Source organism: Pedobacter sp. MR22-3 (assembly GCF_026240075.1).
In the GTDB taxonomy this organism is placed as follows: domain Bacteria; phylum Bacteroidota; class Bacteroidia; order Sphingobacteriales; family Sphingobacteriaceae; genus Pedobacter.
In genome coordinates this window covers 540,560-559,535 of record NZ_JAPIVF010000006.1, presented here as the reverse complement: position 1 = coordinate 559,535, position 18,976 = coordinate 540,560, and the positions used below count along the sequence as shown (strand labels likewise).

At 41.9% G+C, this 18,976-nt stretch carries 16 protein-coding genes; 4 read left to right on the top strand and 12 right to left on the bottom strand.

The window, feature by feature from the left end; all coding sequences use genetic code 11:
* Positions 1–26 precede the first annotated feature (26 nt).
* The gene (locus OQ267_RS17650; protein ID WP_265837230.1) at positions 27–1,847 is read right to left on the bottom strand and encodes a glycoside hydrolase family 2 protein; all 1,821 of its coding nucleotides are present in this window, start codon (positions 1,845–1,847) and stop codon (positions 27–29) included.
* Between the two features lie 397 nt (positions 1,848–2,244).
* On the opposite strand from OQ267_RS17650, the gene OQ267_RS17645 reads away from it, so the two are divergent.
* Positions 2,245–3,264, top strand: coding sequence for a LacI family DNA-binding transcriptional regulator (locus OQ267_RS17645; protein WP_265837229.1), 1,020 nt, complete (start codon positions 2,245–2,247; stop codon positions 3,262–3,264).
* A gap of 30 nt (positions 3,265–3,294) precedes the next feature.
* On the opposite strand, the gene OQ267_RS17640 is transcribed toward OQ267_RS17645, so the two are convergent.
* The 6 genes from OQ267_RS17640 to OQ267_RS17615 form a co-directional block, all read right to left on the bottom strand.
* On the bottom strand, positions 3,295–5,085 hold the full coding sequence (locus OQ267_RS17640) for a chloride channel protein (protein WP_088301657.1): 1,791 nt from the start codon (positions 5,083–5,085) through the stop codon (positions 3,295–3,297).
* Positions 5,086–5,162: 77 nt separating this feature from the next.
* Positions 5,163–5,885 carry an RluA family pseudouridine synthase gene (locus tag OQ267_RS17635; protein WP_088301656.1) on the bottom strand — a complete coding sequence of 241 codons (723 nt, stop codon included), beginning with the start codon at positions 5,883–5,885 and terminating at the stop codon, positions 5,163–5,165.
* Between the two features lie 970 nt (positions 5,886–6,855).
* On the bottom strand, positions 6,856–7,545 hold the full coding sequence (locus OQ267_RS17630; RefSeq protein WP_088301655.1) for a response regulator transcription factor: 690 nt from the start codon (positions 7,543–7,545) through the stop codon (positions 6,856–6,858).
* 103 nt (positions 7,546–7,648) lie between these two features.
* On the bottom strand, positions 7,649–8,761 hold the full coding sequence (locus OQ267_RS17625; RefSeq protein WP_088301654.1) for a peroxiredoxin family protein: 1,113 nt from the start codon (positions 8,759–8,761) through the stop codon (positions 7,649–7,651).
* On the bottom strand, positions 8,761–10,218 hold the full coding sequence (gene gatB, locus OQ267_RS17620) for an Asp-tRNA(Asn)/Glu-tRNA(Gln) amidotransferase subunit GatB (protein ID WP_265837227.1): 1,458 nt from the start codon (positions 10,216–10,218) through the stop codon (positions 8,761–8,763). The genes OQ267_RS17625 and gatB overlap by 1 nt, the downstream gene beginning before the upstream one ends.
* Positions 10,219–10,395: 177 nt before the next feature.
* Positions 10,396–10,701 carry a hypothetical protein gene (locus tag OQ267_RS17615; protein ID WP_265837225.1) on the bottom strand — a complete coding sequence of 102 codons (306 nt, stop codon included), beginning with the start codon at positions 10,699–10,701 and terminating at the stop codon, positions 10,396–10,398.
* A gap of 162 nt (positions 10,702–10,863) precedes the next feature.
* On the opposite strand from OQ267_RS17615, the gene OQ267_RS17610 reads away from it, so the two are divergent.
* From OQ267_RS17610 to OQ267_RS17600, 3 genes are all read left to right on the top strand, one after another.
* Positions 10,864–11,148 (top strand): hypothetical protein, encoded by a 285-nt coding sequence (locus tag OQ267_RS17610; RefSeq protein WP_088301651.1) that lies wholly within the window; start codon positions 10,864–10,866, stop codon positions 11,146–11,148.
* A gap of 200 nt (positions 11,149–11,348) precedes the next feature.
* Positions 11,349–12,554, top strand: a complete 1,206-nt coding sequence (locus tag OQ267_RS17605; protein WP_265837223.1) for a glycosyltransferase — start codon at positions 11,349–11,351, stop codon at positions 12,552–12,554.
* 8 nt (positions 12,555–12,562) lie between these two features.
* Positions 12,563–13,375, top strand: a complete 813-nt coding sequence (locus OQ267_RS17600) for a glycosyltransferase family 2 protein (protein WP_265837222.1) — start codon at positions 12,563–12,565, stop codon at positions 13,373–13,375.
* Position 13,376: 1 nt separating this feature from the next.
* Here the strand turns inward: OQ267_RS17600 and OQ267_RS17595 are convergent, their stop codons facing one another.
* The 5 genes from OQ267_RS17595 to OQ267_RS17575 all read right to left on the bottom strand — a co-directional run bounded on the left by OQ267_RS17595 (position 13,377) and on the right by OQ267_RS17575 (position 18,840).
* Entirely contained in the window at positions 13,377–14,426 is a 1,050-nt protein-coding gene (locus tag OQ267_RS17595) for a glycosyltransferase (RefSeq protein WP_265837221.1), read from the bottom strand.
* A gap of 5 nt (positions 14,427–14,431) precedes the next feature.
* On the bottom strand, positions 14,432–15,754 hold the full coding sequence (locus tag OQ267_RS17590) for a bifunctional PIG-L family deacetylase/class I SAM-dependent methyltransferase (protein ID WP_265837220.1): 1,323 nt from the start codon (positions 15,752–15,754) through the stop codon (positions 14,432–14,434).
* On the bottom strand, positions 15,744–16,889 hold the full coding sequence (locus tag OQ267_RS17585; protein WP_265837219.1) for an acyl-CoA dehydrogenase family protein: 1,146 nt from the start codon (positions 16,887–16,889) through the stop codon (positions 15,744–15,746). Before OQ267_RS17585 ends, OQ267_RS17590 begins: the two co-directional genes overlap by 11 nt.
* Positions 16,886–17,980 (bottom strand): glycosyltransferase, encoded by a 1,095-nt coding sequence (locus OQ267_RS17580; protein WP_265837217.1) that lies wholly within the window; start codon positions 17,978–17,980, stop codon positions 16,886–16,888. Before OQ267_RS17580 ends, OQ267_RS17585 begins: the two co-directional genes overlap by 4 nt.
* Positions 17,981–18,174: 194 nt before the next feature.
* The gene (locus OQ267_RS17575; protein WP_265837215.1) at positions 18,175–18,840 is read right to left on the bottom strand and encodes a hypothetical protein; all 666 of its coding nucleotides are present in this window, start codon (positions 18,838–18,840) and stop codon (positions 18,175–18,177) included.
* Positions 18,841–18,976 lie beyond the last annotated feature (136 nt).

Genomic DNA, 18,976 nt, shown 5'->3' with positions numbered 1-18,976 from the left:
CTATCCCTTAAAAAGATAAATTTTAATTATTTATATTTCGCTTGCATTTGATCATAAAAATCTTTCACAACAAAAAAAGCTTTCTTTTTCTTCCCGGTTTCACTGATCAGCCCTTTGCGGTTCCAGAAATCCTGATAAACAGGGTGCTGTCTTCTCGGCGACCTGAAATCAGCCAGAATCCATGGTGTTACCCCGCGTAATGCATTGATTTTACTTAACATGCTAAACTGATTTTTATAAAGTGCTTCCTGGTATTCTTCACTCCAGCGGGTACTTTCATCACCGTGAAATCCACCCAAGGCATCTCCGCCAAATTCGCTGATAACTACTGGTTTTTTATATTTGATATCAAAAGTATATTTAGACAGTTCTGCCGGTGTGCCGCCCCAGTACCAGCCTGCATATTCATTAAAGCTCACCAAATCGATGACTTCACCCAAAGGATCATTTAAAACCATGGTATTGCCCTCACGGTGAACTTCCAATGCTGCTGCCACCAGTCGACTGTCGTCAAGCATACGTGCTGTTTCGGCCAGATTTCTCATGAAACTCAGGCGGGCTTCGCTCAGTGGTGTTTCATTTCCAATTGACCAGATGATTACACTTGCACGGTTTTTGTCCCTTACAATTAAATCGGTCAGCTGTTGTTTCGCATTCGCATAGGTGGAAGGATTGGTCCAGCTAATGGTCCAGTACACCGGCACTTCGGCCCACACCATTAATCCCATTTCATCGGCTAAGCGCAGCATTTCTTCGTTATGAGGATAATGTGCCAGGCGAACATAGTTGCAGTTCATGTCTTTTGCCCATTGCAGCATCATCCTCATATCACCTTCCGAGCGCAAACGGCCTGCCAGCAACGGATTTTCATCATGAATGGAAACACCACGCAGGAAAGTACTTTTACCATTCAGGAGAATAGAATCACCCTTTACCTGAATGGTTCTGAACCCAATTTTATCGTTGATGTCTTCCTTATCGCTTTTAATATTCACGCCATACAACTTCGGGCTTTCAGGCGTCCAAAGGGATAAATTATTCCAGGTAAATTCATCATTGATTTTTCCTTCGGCATCAGTTTTATATTTCTTTTCAAGCTTTAATTCTGGGATAGACAGGGTAATGTCCTGCCCTGCTGTCGCGTCAGACAGTTTCATAGAGAAATTCAGCAAGTTATTATTTCCCTTTACAAGCTGGAGTTTATAGTCACTGATGAAATGATCCGGAAATTCGGCCAGATAAACATCACGTGTAATTCCACCATAATTCCACCAGTCAGTATTCACCGTAGGGATTTCATCAGGCTTACGGATATTGTCAACTTTCAAAATTAGTGTATTTTCACCTGGCTTTAAACCAGCTGTAACATCAAACTGGAAAGGCGTAAAACCACCTTTATGGATGCCCAGCTTTTTACCATTCAGGTAAACATGTGCCTCATAGTTCACAGCTCCGAAGTACACATAATATTTTTTTCCCTTTTCTGGCTTAACATCAAATTTTCTGCGCAGCCAAACATTACCCTCGTAAAGGGATAATTGTTCTGATTGAGAATTCCAGTCTCCGGGAACATTCATCTGTGGCGAGAGGTCAAAATTATATTCTATTAATTCTGTTTTGTCTTTCTGTACCCGGTCATCATAATACCCTCCCGTTCCACTTTTAGATTCATCAAAAGGCTGATGACGGTAATCGTAATAACCGTTTTCATAGGGATCAACAATATAATTCCATTTACCATTTAAACTCTGGATTTTTCTGCCCTGAATGTTCTGGATAGCACTAACCTGGGCACTGGCGATAAATGAAAAGCAAACGAAAAGTATGATATAACCTGATCTAAGCATAATTATTTTTCTTTAATGTGTAATGAACTGATCCAAAACTAACAATTAATTAACAGACGGTGTTTCCAAAAGGGAGGTAATTTGAAGAAAATTTATGTTAAAAGACTGTAATCGATTATTTTTTCTGATATCACCATTCCACCTGTTCCCCTGCAAATGATACATTATTATAGCTGATCAACTGCATGTATTACGTTGGAAAGATTCGGTTATGGATAAAGTTCCGGGCATAGAAAAGATAATGATCATAGGTTATTATTTGCAGAACGAATTTAAAAAAGCTTCATACAGGATCTGATTAAAGTAGCATATAAATAAAGTAAATCGGTTTCCATCACCATTTCAAACGTTTGAAATAATTACAGATTTTGCTTAACTATGCGTAGAGATTTAAAAGATGATTCGCAACACACCCGTTACGCTGAAATTCCTGGCCGAAAAACTAAAAATGTCGGTATCTACCGTTTCTAAAGCACTGAACGATTATCCCACCATTAATGCCTATACCAAAAAGCGCGTTCAGGAAATGGCCAGGGAGCTGCACTTCACCCCAAACAAATCAGCCATTAATTTACAGGAAAGAAAATCACGGATCATCGGCATTATCCTGCCCAATCTTTTAGATCATTTTTTTACCAGAAGCATTTATGGTGTAGAGCAATTTGCCACCGCAAACGGCTATAACGTGATCATCAAACAAACCCACGATGAACTGGAAAAGGAAATTCAGGCCGCAGATATGCTGCTGAAAAGCCGGGTGGATGGATTAATTATTGCCATTTCTAAAAATACACAAGATTTTGCCCACCTGGGCCAGTTCGAAAACCTGGGTATACCTGTGGTTTATTATGCCAGAAATCCAAGTTTCAATTTAAGCTGTCATAAAGTGCTGGGCAATACTTTTCAGGGTTGTTATGAAGCCACCCGTTTTTTAATACAGCGGAAGCACCGGCAGATTGCCTACCTCGGCGGCCCTAAAATGATCAGTTTTACGCACGACCGCTTTAATGGATATATTCATGCCCTCAGAGATCATGCCATCCCTTTTAATGCCGATCTGGTGGCCTATACGGATTTTGATCAGCAGAGTACGATAGCAGCTATACAGCAATTGTTCTCGAATACCGATTATTTACCTACAGCCCTGGTGGCGTTTAAAGAATCCGTTTTGTTTGATGCAATTAAATACCTGCGCGCTGTAAATTATGCCCACCTTCGGAATATGGAATTTATAGGTTTTGGCAATCATGCCTTTATCAGTTACCTGGATATTCCGCCTGTTGCCTCTGTAGAAGAACAGCCGGAGGACGTGGGTGAAAATGCGGTGAAACTACTGCTTCAACTGATGAATAAAGAAATTGACCACTCAGAATACCAGAAGGTCATGGTAGATTGCAGGTTGGTTGTTCATGAGTAGTAACAATAAGCCCTGCCTGAAAACATTGAATTAACTCATGTAATCATTCTGCCGCATCAGGAGTGCCCTGTATTTATTAAAAATGGCGGTTTTAGAAACAAATCCCTTATAATGATTGGCCTCATCCGTTACCGGTAAAACCCATACATTATCTTGCTCCATTTTCTGCAAAACCACTTTTAAATCGTCATTTTCAATCACAGTATTTGGCGCTGCCTGCACCAGGTTGGTAGCCAGCAGGTTTTCCTGATCCGGATGGTTAACCATTTGACTGAAAAGCTCTTCTATATAGATAATTCCTTTAAAATCTCCGGTTTCATCCGTCACTGCACAAATATTTTTATGCGACTGCACAATCTCGTTCATCTTTAAAGCAATCTGATCGTTCATCTGTAACTGGGGATACGTTTTTTCAATAAGGTATTTGAGTTTCATCTGGTTCAAAACCGTAGTGTCTTTATCCTCATGAGACAATAGTTCGCCTTTATCCGCCAGTACCTTAGTGTAAATAGAATGTTTTTGTGAACTGCGGTTTATGGCATAAGAAATGGCCGTAGTAATCATTAAAGGAACCATCAGGATGTATCCACCGGTAATTTCTGCAATCAGAAAAATGCCCGTTAACGGCGCATGCATAATAGAACCTAATGCAGCAGCCATACCCGCTACAATAAAATTAGATACATTTAAATGTGCCAGGCCCGAAAGATTTACCACGTAGGCGAAGATAAAACCGATTAATCCGCCCATAATTAAACTGGGCGCGAAGGTACCACCATTACCGCCGGCACCCAGCGTGATGAGGGTAGCCAGTGATTTCATAAAGATCGTAACCACCGTAAACAACACCACCATGGGCGGAATGGAATTGTAACTTTCAAAAATACTGTTGTTAATGACAGCCAGATAATCCCCCCTCAGCAGATTCTTCATCGTGATATATCCTTCTCCATACAAGGTGGGAAAAAGAAATACCAGAAAGCCAAGCATTAAACCACCCACCACTACTTTGGTGTAGGGGTGCTTAATTTTATAAAACAATCCCTTTACCGCATAATTCGCTTTTGTAAAATAGATGGAAAAAAGGCCAATTAAACCAGCCAGTAGCACATAATAAAATAATGCATTGATCTGCCAGCCTTCGGTTACCAGGAAAAATAATTGCTGGGTGTAAAAGATCCGGGCCACTACCGCTGCTGTAGCTGCTGAAAGTAAAAGCGGAATAAAAGCTGGGATGGTAAATTCTGGCAATAAAATTTCAATGGCGAAAACGATTCCGGCTACCGGACTGTTAAAAGCACCGGCAATACCTGCCGCGGCACCACAGGCTACCAGCATGGTGATCTCCCGGTAAGATAAGCCCAGAAAGCGACCAAGATTAGACCCTATTGATGCACCACTGGTTACAATGGGCGCTTCCAGACCTGTAGAACCTCCAAAACCCACTGTGATGGCCGCCGTGATAATTTGTGAATAAATATTATGTGCTTCTACCCGGCTTGATTTTTTGGAGATGGCGTAAAGTAAAGGAGTTAAACCCGTTTCAAATTTACTTTTACGAATGAAATATTTGATGTATAAAACCGTCAGAAAAATACCAATCATCGGAAAAATAAAATACAAGTAATATTTGTATTTCCAATGCCAGTCTGACTGGAGAAATTCTTCAATATGATGGGTTAAACTTTTAATTGCCGCTGCCGCAAGTCCGGCGAGAACACCAACAATTACGGCCAGTATAATGAGGAAGTTACGGTTTGATATTTTTGATTTTCGGTACTGATTAATGTTATCAAGGTAATTGACAAAGCGGATATACATTCTATTGAATTTTAATATAGAGCGAATGTTCCAAATGTAGGTAAAAGTGATTATCAGGTCAACTTTTAATGCATTATTTAAGCGTCAAATTTATCCAAAAGCTTGATAAGGGTAGCAAAATCTTTCGGATAGGGTGCCTCGATGGTAATATCCTGATCATCCAGGCCTTTAAATACCAGATGCCTCGCGTGTAAAGCAAAACGTTTCATTACCGGCTGCTCTTCTTCTCCTTTAGTGAGCTTATATCCGCGTTTGATGGAAGAGAGAAAAACAGGTTTTCCTTTGTACATCTCGTCACCTACAATGGCAGCCCTTTGCGTAGCCAGGTGAATCCTGATCTGGTGCATTCTTCCGGTAATGGGCTTGCATTCTACCAGGGTGTAGTGTTTATAATATTTTAAAGAATCAAATATGGTTTCTGCCCTTTTGCCTTCAGCCCGATCGATGGTTACGTTTTTGTTTCCATCATTCAGAATTGGTAAATCAACCAATAACTGATCGAAGATCACATGACCATCTACTACTGCATGATACGTTTTATTGACTTTCCGTCTTTCAAACTGCATGGAAGCATGGCGGTACGCTTCCGGATTTTTCGCAATAATCAAAGCACCAGAGGTTTCCTTATCCAACCGGTGACAAACCTGTGCATCATCACTGTATTGTTTGGCCAGGCGTAAAACATTGGTTTCTCCTGAACCGCCCCTTTCATCAAGTGAAGCCAGGAATGGAGGTTTATTGATCACGATAAAATTATCGTCTTCGAATAGGATAAGGTCTTTAAAATTGGGATACTTCAAATTGTGTATTGGTTAATGCGCCGCAAAAATACAATTTTATTTTTTAATGCTTTAAACTCCTGAGAAGAAAGATTGCTTCACACTACCGCTCAGCCCGCAACTTCAGTTCGCAATGACGGTTTACGGTGAATTCGTCATTGCGAGGCGGCTTTTTCAGCCGGCGAAGCAATCTGTTTTGTCGTTTTTACGATAGAGATTGCTTCACACCATCGCTTAGCCCGCAACTTCAGTTCGCAATGACGGTTTACGGTGATCGTCATTGCGAGGCGGCTTTTTCAGCCGGCGAAGCAATCTGTTTTGTCGTTTTTACGATAGAGATTGCTTCACACCATCGCTCAGCCCGCAACTTCAGTTCGCAATGACGGTTTACGGTGATCGTCATTGCGAGACGGCTTTTTCAGCCGGCGAAGCAATCTGTTTGTCATTTTTACGATAGAGATTGCTTCACACTACCGCTCAGCCCGCAACTTCAGTTCGCAATGACGGTTTACGGTGATCGTCATTGCGAGACGGCTTTTTCAGCCGGCGAAGCAATCTGTTTTGTCGTTTTTACGATAGAAATTGCTTCACACTGCCGCTTAGTTCGCAACTTCAGTTCGCAATGACGAACTCCGTTGAATTCGTCATTGCGAGGCACCTTTTTCAGCCGGCGAAGCAATCTGTTTGTCGTTTTTACGATAGAGATTGCTTCACACTACCGCTCAGCCCGCAACTTCAGTTCGCAATGACGGTTTACGGTGATCGTCATTGCGAGGCGGCTTTTTCAGCCGGCGAAGCAATCTGTTTTGTCGTTTTTACGATAGAGATTGCTTCACACTACCGCTTAGTTCGCAATCAAGATAGCACTTGCCGTCATGTCCTATATATAAAAAACAGAAGCCGCAAACGCGCTGAATGTCATCTGCGAATTTGCGGCTTTTAATTTCGTTGTGGTCAGTCCCTGTTGCTGACTTCAGACGTAAATAACTATCTAAGAAAGTTCGAACTTGTAGCCCACGCCTTTTACGGTTGACACATAGGTTTCACCCAGTTTTTCCCTGAGTTTACGGATATGCACATCAATGGTTCTGTTGGTTACCACTACTGAATCTTCCCAGATATTTTTAAGGATAGATTCACGGGTATACACTTTTCCCGGTTTAGAAGCCAGCAGATATAACAATTCAAATTCTTTCTTTGCCAGCACCACCTTGTTACCACCCTGAAATACCAGATAAGCTTCACGGTCGATTACCAGATCCCCAATTTCCAGTTTGTTCTCTGAAATTTCTTCTGTGCCTGAATTTCTTCTGAGGATGGCATTAATGCGGCTGACTAAAGCACGTGGTTTAATCGGTTTGGCGATGTAATCATCTGCGCCAACATTAAAACCGGCTATTTCTGAGTACTCTTCACTCCTGGCGGTTAAAAACACCATAAATGTATTTTTAAATTCAGGAATAGCACGCATCAGGCGGCAGGCTTCAATGCCGTCCATCTTAGGCATCATGATATCCAGGATAATCAAATCAGGATGAACTTTCTTGGCTACCGTAATTCCTTCCTGACCATTTGAAGCTGTAAAAACCTGATAGCCTTCCTTTTTCAGGTTATATTCAATCAGTTCTACAATGTCTGGTTCATCATCAACAATTAATATTTTCTGACCTGGATTATTCATAGTTAAATATTTGTTACGAAAGTAGTATCTCTGATGTAACTCTTCGTTAAGCCTAAGTTAATAAATTGTTAACGACTTAAATTAGTTTAACATTGAATTTCTTTTAACGTAATGTTTTTCCTAAAAAAGCATCCAGTTCCTCTCCACGCAAGTTTTTAGCTGCAATTTTTCCTGAAGGATCAATTAAAAAGGAAGCCGGAATGGCCTGAACCTGGTATTTTTTGACCGTTTCGCCGTTAAAATCTTTCAATTCTGATACATGTGTCCACATTAAACCATCCGCTTTAACCGCACCCAGCCAGGCTGCTTTATCGGTATCCAGAGAAATGCCCAGGATGTCGAAATTTTTACCTTTGTATTTATTATACACCTTTACCACATTCGGGTTTTCCTGACGGCAAGGCTGGCACCATGAAGCCCAGAAATCCACCAACACGTATTTCCCCTTATAATCAGCTAAACTCACTGGTTTTCCATCAGCGGTATTAATGGTAAATGCCGGAGCAACCTGGCCAACCTGAACGGCCTTTAACAAAGCCATTTGTTTGATAAAGGCATCTACTGTAGCATTTCCTTTAATCTGGTCTTTAATTTCATCAGCGAAAGTAACCAGTTCTGCTTCAAATTCCTGCGGACTTAACGTATTCATGGCATAAAAACTGGCCAGCGTGCCTTTGTTATCCTTTGCAAATTTAAGGATGGAAGTATTTAGCTGGTTGATGTAAGATTCATACTGGGGTTTCATTTCTTCCAGTACAGCCGCCCTGTTTTGTGGTTGTTTGGCAACTTTTGCTTCAAAATCTGCCTGCAGCTTTTCTACCTGTTTCGCAAAATTATTCCGAAGTGCATTCAGTTCAGATAATTTTTCAACTTCATTGGCTCCTGAAATTTTGTAGGCCATTGTTTTATCAGCAAGGTCTGCTTCCAGTTTGATGTCATCTCCGTTTTTGGCAATCAGCATAAATTCATGATTGCCTATAGAAACCCTGAAAAAATCAACAGATGGTGTTTTTCTGATAAATTTGAATTCGCCTTTTTCTGATAGATTGGTTGAATCTATGGCCACCATCTGGCTGTTTTGCATGCCAAAGAGAAACACTTTTTTCTCAGTTCCGGGGTTCTTGAAGATACCATCAATAGTAAAACTATCCTTGGGTTTACATGCTGTGAAAGCAATTGCGATCAATATGATCAGGCTTAAGTTTTTCAATTTCATTATTTCAGTTTTTCTAATATTAATTCGTTGAGTTTTTTGGCATCCGCCCTGCCTTTTGCCAGTTTCATGACGTCGCCAACAAAAAGGCCCAAAACACCCTTTTTACCTTTTTTATAAGCTTCTACCTGTTGCGGGTATTTGTTCAATACTTCATCAATAAATCCATCAAGTTCGTTGCTGTTTTCACTGATCAGTAAGTTCAGGCGTTCTGCTAAAACAGCAACATCAACACCAGTACTTTCTTCAGCTGCCGGTAATAACTGCTGAATGGCAATTTGCTGGGTTAATTTTTTATCATCAACCAGATTGATGGCTTTCGCGAGCTGATCCGGCTTAATTTTATAGGCTGCAATGGCAATCCCCTTTTCACTTAAAACTGCTCTGATAGGGCCAATCAACCAATTAATCAGTGTTTTTTTGATCTTTACTTCGGGTAAGGTTTGATTAAAATAATGAAGCAAATCCGTGTCTTCTGCAAATAAAGTCGCATCAGCCTTGCTGATACCAAATTCAGCAATTAACTGAGTGGAGATCTCATTTGGCAAAGCTGGCATGGCGGCCTTAATTTCGGAAAGCCATTCATCAGAAATATAAATGGGTGACAGATCCGGATCAGCAAAATACCGGTAATCATTGGCTTCTTCTTTGGTGCGCATGGGTGATGTGGTACCTTTATCGGCATCAAAATTCAAAGTGCTCTGGATAATTTTTCCACCCTCACTGATCACCTTAACCTGTCTTCCAAATTCAAATTCCATGGCCCTGCGTACGTTTCGCATAGAATTCAGGTTTTTAACTTCACAACGTATGCCAAAGCTACTGGTACCCTTTTCACGGATGGAAATATTCGCATCGCAACGCAGGCTGCCTTCTTCCATATTGCCGTCACTCACATTTAAATGCCGAACCAGTTTCCTGATTTCGCTCAGTAATGCAGATGCTTCTTCCGCACTGCGGATATCGGGCTCGGTGACAATTTCAATTAAAGGTACACCTGCACGGTTTAAATCAACCAGTGAATACTGGTCATCCTGATCGTGGATGCTTTTGCCTGCATCTTCTTCCAGGTGAATGCGGTTAATACCTATTTTCTTTTTTGAACCATCATTTAATTCCACCTCCAAAAATCCGTTGATGCAAATGGGCTGATTATCCTGCGTAATCTGGTATCCCTTTGGCAAATCGGCATAGAAGTAGTTTTTACGGTCGAAATGATTCAGCTGGTTAATGGTACAGTTTAAGGCCAGGCCAATGCGTACAGCCTTTGCCACAACTTCTTTATTCAGCTTTGGCAAAGCACCTGGTAAAGCCAGGGATACGGTAGAAATATGTTGATTCGGTAAAGCCCCGAAAGATGCACTGTCAGCAGAAAATATCTTGGTATTGGTATTTAACTGAACATGTATTTCCAATCCTGAAACAAGCTCGTATCTGCTTTCGGGTGTCCCTAAACTCATATAAAATGATGCCTTTTAAATGTATGGTGATTGCAAATATAGCAAACAATGTGAAATAGAATGACCACAATTTAACTGAACCTCCTTTTAATCTTGACAGGAAAAACGGGTGAAGTGTTTTCTGTTTTGGCTTCTGGTTAAAAGCGTTTTAAAGATGTTATGCCGGGAAGGGTAAATTTACTGATCAGTATTAATCAGATTGGTTCGCCAGAGCATATAGCCGAGGCGACCACAACATGCCGCCACAAAATATTCCACATTGGCAGGCACATCATTTACGATGCGGTAACGTATTTTAAATTTAGGGTTATAACTGATATAAATTACCAGATCATCCTTTGAGAAACCACTTTCGGTTAATGCTTTAAGGTGTACTTCAGCAAGTTCCTTTGCGGCACGCTTTAAACGCTCATTCATGATTTTAGCCAGGTGTTTAGCCGGAACAAAATCAGTCTCCGGGATGGCCAGCACAGTCACAGTCATGCCGCAAATTTATAGGGATAATCGACTTTTGCAAATGGCTGATGCTAAATTATTGAAATGGAGAGCTATTAATTTTGACACCCGGAAAGCAGATTGCCCTTGGCCATGGTCATCATTTTTACACTTCCAAAACTTTTTACTTTTAAAATTTGTTGCCTAAATATGAAATCTTTCAACCTTGAAGTCATTCTGGATGGTGAAAATACAAGTATCACCGTCAGCGAAGCAGATGGTATTTTTGAGATTATCCATGAGGGGCATATTGTTGCGGCATTGAGGCCTCCGGGCGAAGACTGGCAGCTGCTTCCACTGGATGAATTGATTGAAAAGGTTTCTTTGTTCGAAAGTGATCTCGCCCCGCAAAGCCATCACATTGCCCTGCATTCGCCTGTTATCAATCAGATTATTGCCGAAATTGAAACCCGCTCACACCACAGCCTTCTATAACACAACCGGTCTATTCCAACTCAATCATCAGTGCACTTTCTGCATAACCAGGCTGAGCAATTTAATTTATTTTATTCCTGACAAGTTCATTTCCAGGCTTTAAGCACTACTTTGTTTATATACATGATGCGGGCGGACAGAATTATAGAACTTTTGTTTCAATAATACTGTTCTCCTTGAAACATGTCTTAACCAGCATTATGATTCTATACTTATCTAAAAAAAACGTTATTCTTTTCTCCACATCACCAGATCCCTTTTTGCGTTTATCAGTTATTGTTCCGGTTAAAAATGAGGAAGCTTGTATTGCCCATACATTGGATGCCATCCGTATGCAGGTTGATCCATCTGGAATCCCTGTTCCACCCGAATATTTTGAAGTTTTGGTGCTGGCCAATAATTGTACTGACCGTACTTTTGAAATCTGCCGGAATTATCAGCTTCAATACCCTGAACTGAGGTTGCATGTGGCAGCAATCACGCTGGAAGGTAAAGCGGCTCATATTGGCACAGCCAGGAGATTACTAATGGATGCCGCCTATCAACGGCTGATAGAAGTGGCCGGATACCGTGGTATCATTGTTTCTACAGATGGTGATAGCCAGGCTGATCCGCAATGGTTATATCACATTATGGACGAAATGGAAAACGGTGCGGATGTTGTGGGTGGTAGAATTTTACCCAGAGATACACCACTTCAATCTAAATTGCACCACCTGCGTGATGTGACGTACCGCTTGTTTACAAGCCGGCTGGAATCCGTTCTTGATCCATGTATATCCAATCCATGGCCAAGGCACTTCCAATGCTATGGCCCAAGCCTGGCGGTTACTTGTGAAATGTATGATCGTTCGGGAAGGTTACCAGCCATCCCATACCTCGAAGATGAAGAATTCAGAAAACGTTTAAAAAGAATAGATGCCAAAATCAGGCATTCTCCAAAAGTGAAAATCTATACTTCCTCGAGGCTTAATGGCAGGGTGGAATTTGGATTTTCGGTACAATTACAACAATGGCAGGATATGAGTACCAAGGGAGAGCAACAGTTAGTGGAATCACTGGAAACACTGATTTTTAAACTAAGCACTAAAAATTCACTCCGGAAACTCTGGACAAGCCGCAAACAATGTCCTGCCTTCTATACGGAACTCAAGGAAATGGCTGCTGCACTGGCCATTGATTTTCATGCACTTAAAATGGCTGTACAAAACAATCAGTATTTTGAAAGCTTGTGGGAACAGATGGAGGAACATCTTTTATCTTCCGGACATCATCAGATTATCATGGAACCTATTTCTAAGGCCATCAGTTCGGTGAGACAATATTTTTCAAAAACTATTCTACAACCTATGCCTGCCCCTATGATCATCACTGAAACAGATGATTTGCAGGGTATCGCCGTTTAAAGTGTTTTATGATATCTGTTTTAACCATTGTAAAAGGACGGGCAAATGCATTGATCAACTTGCTTAAAGGATTGGAAATGAATACCGTTCTACCTGATGAAGTGGTAATTGTTTTTATGAACGAGCCGATCAGGAACATCCCGGCACTGCCCTTCCCGGTGCATTGCCATACTATCTTCAAGAATGGACAACTGCCCCTTGCTGCAGCCCGGAATTTGGCGGCAGAGAAAGCAAATGGCGATTTCCTCATCTTTTTAGATGTTGATTGTATTCCGGGTGCCACGCTTATTGCCGACTATCAGCGACATCAAAACGCAACTACATTGTGGAGTGGAACAGTCAGGTATCTTCGTAAAGACGCTACTGAACAAGATGGTTTTTTAACGTCTATGGATTTTTGGAGCGATCCTGATCCGATTCGGGGTGAAATGAATGAGATACCTTATGCACTTTTCTGGTCTTTAAATTTTGCCTGTGCCAGATCCGTTTACCATCACATTGGCGGATTCGATGAAGGCTATGAAGGCTACGGTGCAGAGGATACTGATTTTTCCTTTACAGCATCAGAAATGCATGTTCCGCTAAAACATATTCCGGCCATCGCCTACCACCAGTACCATGAAAGCTTTTCACCGCCGCTTAACCACCTCAAAGACATCGTTGGCAATGCTAACCGTTTCTATCAGAAATGGAAAAAATGGCCCATGGAAGGCTGGTTGAAGGCCTTCAGCGATTTAGGTTTAATAGAATGGCATCCAACCCGGATTATCCTGAAGCGGCAACCTGCTGAGCAGGAAATCATTGCTGCCTTAAAAAAATAAGTTAACCATATATTTTTTGGCCTACAGCCACAATTGCTTCTGCGGTACTTGCCAGTGCATTTTCCGCTATTATACCATCCCACACAGGCTGTTGAGCCTGCAGCTGGTGCAAAACCTCGTTCCAGTTGGTTTCATAAAGCGATTCGGGTAAAATCATCATTACGCCGGGAACGGACTGGATGGCCCTCGCCTTATCTAATTGTTCATCAAACGGACGTGATTCCGGAATGGCAATAAATCGCTTATTCAGGCTGGCCATTTCCATTACGGTATTGTGACCGGTATTGCCAATTACCATGCTGCACTGCGCTAACAGCATTCCCGGTTCATCCTGATGTCCGTAATAGGTGACATGAGGCTGTACTTTAGCTTTCCCGTCAATTTTTCCGATAATGTAAAAATGAAAATCATGGGCAGCATCGGTAAGAAATCCTATAAAATCCGCATCGATGGAGGTACCACCACTTCCTACAATGACAGCAACATGACGCGGCTTTTCTGCTGCAGAATTGCCTTTATCAAACCGCGAGAAACCACCAACATATTTGGTTTTATCTGTGATCCATTGTGCAGATTTGGGGGATATGGCAGCAGGAAAAGGAGCAATTAGTAGTTCAGCGCTCTGATAGGCCATCAGGTGTGGCAGGTCATCGCGAAGCCCGTGCTGACGCATCACAATGGTTGGAATACCCGCTAACCGGGCCAGCAGGGTCACCTCTACCGATACATCAACCACTAGTAATAAAGGATGGGCTGATTGGAAAAAGTTGGTCATCATGGCTGCCCGTTCACTGATTCCTTTTATATTCAATGGCGCATAGTGAAAGGCATCAATTGCATTTCCATTACTATGGTATACATCATTTTGATCTGGCGTATCCATAGGAAGATGGATGACATTAGTCTTTTCAGGGAGTAAATGCTGGTAGGGTTTCAAATTACTACCAAGCAAAGTAATATGGAAACCATGGAGATGCCTGATGATTTGTGCGGTACGGGTGAAGTGACCGGCGCCATGATGGTGAACATAAAAAGCAAGGTTAAATTTCATAAAATCTATTCCTGCTTTTTGTAAACATCCAGCCGGTAATCGGCCGTCCTGCTGCCTTTCAAATGTTTGAGCTTAGCCTGGTCAAAACAATGGTGCACTTCATCGCCACTCAATGGATAATCAGCTACAAAATGTGTCCAGTGTACCAGTACCAAAACACCATCAGGCAATAATGAATTAAATATAAGTTTCCTGGTGGCTAGAAGATCTTCTTTGGAGAGGTAGTAACCCACTTCACTCATGACAATGAGATCAAAACTTTCATCCGGAAAATCGGCGGGAATTCCTCCTTGAATAAAGGCGACTGCTTTTTGATCTTTCATACGCTTTCTGGCTTTTTCCAGCGCAATCTCACTGATATCCATTGCGGTCAAATGGTCACATTTGGAGCTTAACATTTGTGTTAACACGCCGATGGAACAGCCAATCTCCAACGCTTTCCGGTATTGTCCATCCGGGATGGCCGATATGGTAGCCGCATATTTATGGCTTTCATATGCGCTGGTTTCGAATGACCATGGATCTGAATGCGTGCTGTAAAGTGTTTCGAAGTAGTCTTTAGAAAGGGTGCCGGCCGGATTGATTTTGTTGCGCTGCATAAAATATTCTTTCCCGTTTAAAAAATTCCCCATCATTTCTGTTGTTAACCTAAATCCGGATGGGTCATCATCAATGAGTTGGGTGGTTTGAGATTGATGCGCCTGAATGGCTTTTTCTTTTTTATGCAGATAACCGTGGATGTCTAAAAACTTAAGTTCTCCGGCTTCCAGTTTCGGAATATCACTTTCACTGGCATTTTCATAAAGCCAGATGGGATATTCCCAGATCACGGGCTTATAATTGGCTACATTTTTTAACGCAGATAACAGCAATTGAAAGGTTGCCCGGTGGTCGCGGTGTGGATCAAGTTCGTAAGGAACTAAAATAAGTTGCGGAAGAAAATGAGAAAGATCAGCATGAAGCCTTTCAGATAAGGTCTCAAAACCGGGTTCACCTTTAGCCGGCATGGCAGAATCTTTACTTTGGTAACCTTTAAGTTGTTGCGGATCTATACCTAAACAATCCAGTGCAGTAATCATTTCTCCATACCGCAATGCAGCCAGCTGATCAGGCGGATAGGTAGCTGACTGGTGTGACTGGCTTCCATCAGTGGTGAGGATCACCCGCACTTCGGTACCTTGCTGAAGCAGCAATTGAATTAAACCACCACAAGCCAAAGATTCATCATCAGGATGTGGTGCTAAAATCAGGCATCTTTTGATCGTGCGGAGAAATTTTTCCTCCACGCCTGTTGCTGATGACCTGAAGGCTTTTTTGTCAAATATCATCGTCAAAAGAAAAATCGTTTTGTATAAAAAAATCGGCAGCCTTCAGTCTGGTGGCATCCGGTGCGGGCTGGCGCAGGTAGAATGTCAGGTCGCGGTGCAGGCGTTCCAGTTCAAAAGGTTCCATTAATCCTCGTGCACCTACACAACGGTTGCTCTCATCCATTATCTTTAAGCAGATTTCTTCAATGATCGTACGGGTCATATTGGCAAAAGCAATCAATGCATCATCATGTGTACCTGCTGCAACCCATCGATCATAATACTTACCGGCACGGTTCAACCACAATTGTCCGGTGGTGAGTTCACTCATCATATGGTATATGCGCATCTGCTGGAAAGGATCATCTGTGCGCTTCAACTGTTTTAAATAAGAAAGGGTATGCGCTGCAATGGCTTCGGCACCACCCAGATGTACGGCTGCAAAGCGAATGGCCCCGGCATTAAAATACGGCTGGGTTAAATAAGTACCTGGGCGGGCCAGTAAATCCTCATCGTAAATGAGGTAATCGCTAAAATTTACTTTATAACTGCCAGATGCCTTCATGCCCAAAGGTTTCCAGCTATCATAGTCAATTCTATCCTGTGGCAAATCTTCCATATTGATGACCAGCAATTGCCAGCCTTTTTCACCATCTCGGTGAATATCTCCAGAAATCAGTGCACGGTTGATGATGGCAGCGCCCGAACAGAAGGTTTTGCTTCCCTGAACGCGAAATCCCGAATCAACTGCTTCAAGCGAAATGCCATCTGCAGCCTGGGTATTCCATATGCCAAACAACAGGCCTGCTTCTGCTTCTTTGTACCATCGCTCACGCTGTGCTTGTGCGGCATATAAATGGATCAGGTAAAGGGTGTTAATATGCCCTTCATAGATTCTTCCTACAGCTAAATTGGTCTTGCCCACGTCTTTCAGAAGACGCAGCAACTGGGGTGTTTTAGGTAGATTAAAATCCAGTTCATGACCAGGAAGCACAATGGATAGTGCCCCGCATTCATGCAACCATTTAAATTCTGCTGCCGGACCATCAGGCTGATGCTCTGTAGCCGTGGCACTTTCCGCAATTCTTTTCAACACCTCATCAATGGAAGGCTTGCTGATTGCTGTATGAAATACTTCGGTTGTATCTGTGATCATATGGCTACCAGATTTTTCTTGATTTTACCCTCAGCTACCGCTGCCAGCATATCTTCATATTTTTCAACCATTTTTTCAATATCAAACCGCTGCCTGGCATAATCACTCACCGTCTTTCTGTCTAGTTTCATGGCGTCTTGTATAGCAGTGGCCAAATCATCAACGGCAGGATAATCAACCAGGATACCGGTTCCTGTGGCTATAATTTCGGATAAAGCACCCATCTTAAAACCGGCTACCGGCGTACCACAGCTCAATGCTTCTGCAACCACTAAACCAAATGGCTCCTGCCAGCACGGACTCACAATACATACACTTGCTCCTCCGATCAGGGCGTTTAATGATTTTTGGTCCTGCAGGCCTAATAGCGTTGTGCTTTCATCCAGCAGTATGGCTACCTTTTCCTTAAAATATTTCTGGTCCGCAATTCCACCGGCAATTTTCAGCGGAATGCCGGCTAGCTTTGCAGCCTGTATAGCCAAATGGAGGCCTTTATCCGGATGGATTCTTCCAAACCAAACGGCATATTTTTCTTCACTTGCTTCCGCATAGACCTTCCACTGATCCAGATCAATTCCGTTTTCAATCACCTCACAACTGGAAACAATATTGCTCCAGTTCGCTGCACTCTGCTTAGACACAGTAACGTATTGAATCACAGGATTTTTTTGTTCTGCCTTAATGGCCAGTTGCAGTTCGTAAAATGGTGGGGTATGCAAAACGGTTAACATCGGTGTGTTTAACAGATTGGCCATGGTAATCGGGATATAGTGCAGGCTGTTATTGAAAATGATGTCCAGGTTATAATCATCAATTTTCGACATCAAACCAAAATAGGCATGATGCTCAGCGATATATTCTGAGGGCAAATCCCTTTTTTTGATCCGCATCCCTGTTTGCTGATCATAATGTTCATCAGATAGAATCGGATCAACAGGAAGATTTTCATCAGAACTTGAACTGGCAAATAGTATCACATCGTGACCGCGAGATACCAGTCTACGAGTTATTTCATGTGTAAATACCTCCAGTCCGCCTGCAAACGGGGCAATTATGGGGTGTTTTAAGTGAGCGATAATTCCGATCCTCATATGTTTTGGCAATGGTTAATGATATAGTTTCATTCATTAGACATTTTTTTAGGCATGAAGGTTTTATATTTCTGATACGGCACAACGGGTATTCGTAAAAAATACTGTTAAATCTCTAACACGGTTAAAATTGACTCACCCGAATGGCATATACATCGATACTGTAAATATTTGATACCAATCATTCGACCGGTTTATTGATGATTATTTATCTTCATGGTTTTAAAGTCTCCTCCGCTGCTATCTGCTGTAAAAAGGCCTATTTTTCCAGCTGTTCGATGGTTGAGTTTTTTGACCACCAGTGAAGGCTGGCTGGAATGGTTGATGTACGCTTTAACGGTAGTGCCCTCCATTACTAATTTCATACTAAACCAATCATCAGGATTTGGTGGATCAATGATTTCTTTCTCAAAAACCCCATTCCGCTCCTTTCGCAGTTTTTCCCAGGTAAAATCGGGTTGTGAAATGTATTGCACCGCATGAACTCGCCGGACAGCATCTTTAGCAAAAAAATTAAAAGGACGGCAATATACCGCATCATAATGAAGATCATCGGCACCATGAAAGGCAATCCCGATAAAACTGCGCTGAAAAACGTCTTTTCCCCGCATTTCAATCTCAATGGTTCCGTTTTTAAAGTCCTTCACCGGTAGCCAAACAATACCTTCCTTTTTACTTTCCGATATTTTCAGGTAAGCTCCACTATCACTTGAAATAATTTTGATCGTTCTGTTTACGGCTTTAAGCTTTCCTTTTTTGTACAGTTTAGCAAGTTCGATGGTTTGCTGTTGCTGCCCGAAGAGTAAGCAGGGAAGTAAAATCAGTGTAAATACGAGGATAAATCTGATTTGCTTTTTCATTTAAATGCTGTTTTTAATGGTGTGATCGTTTATCTGTTCTTCCTTTATGTCAAGAACGTCTGCCTGTTTTTTGTATAAAAGTTAGTGGTGAACAGGCACCTGCACAAAAATACCATGCATAAAAAAATAATCAAGA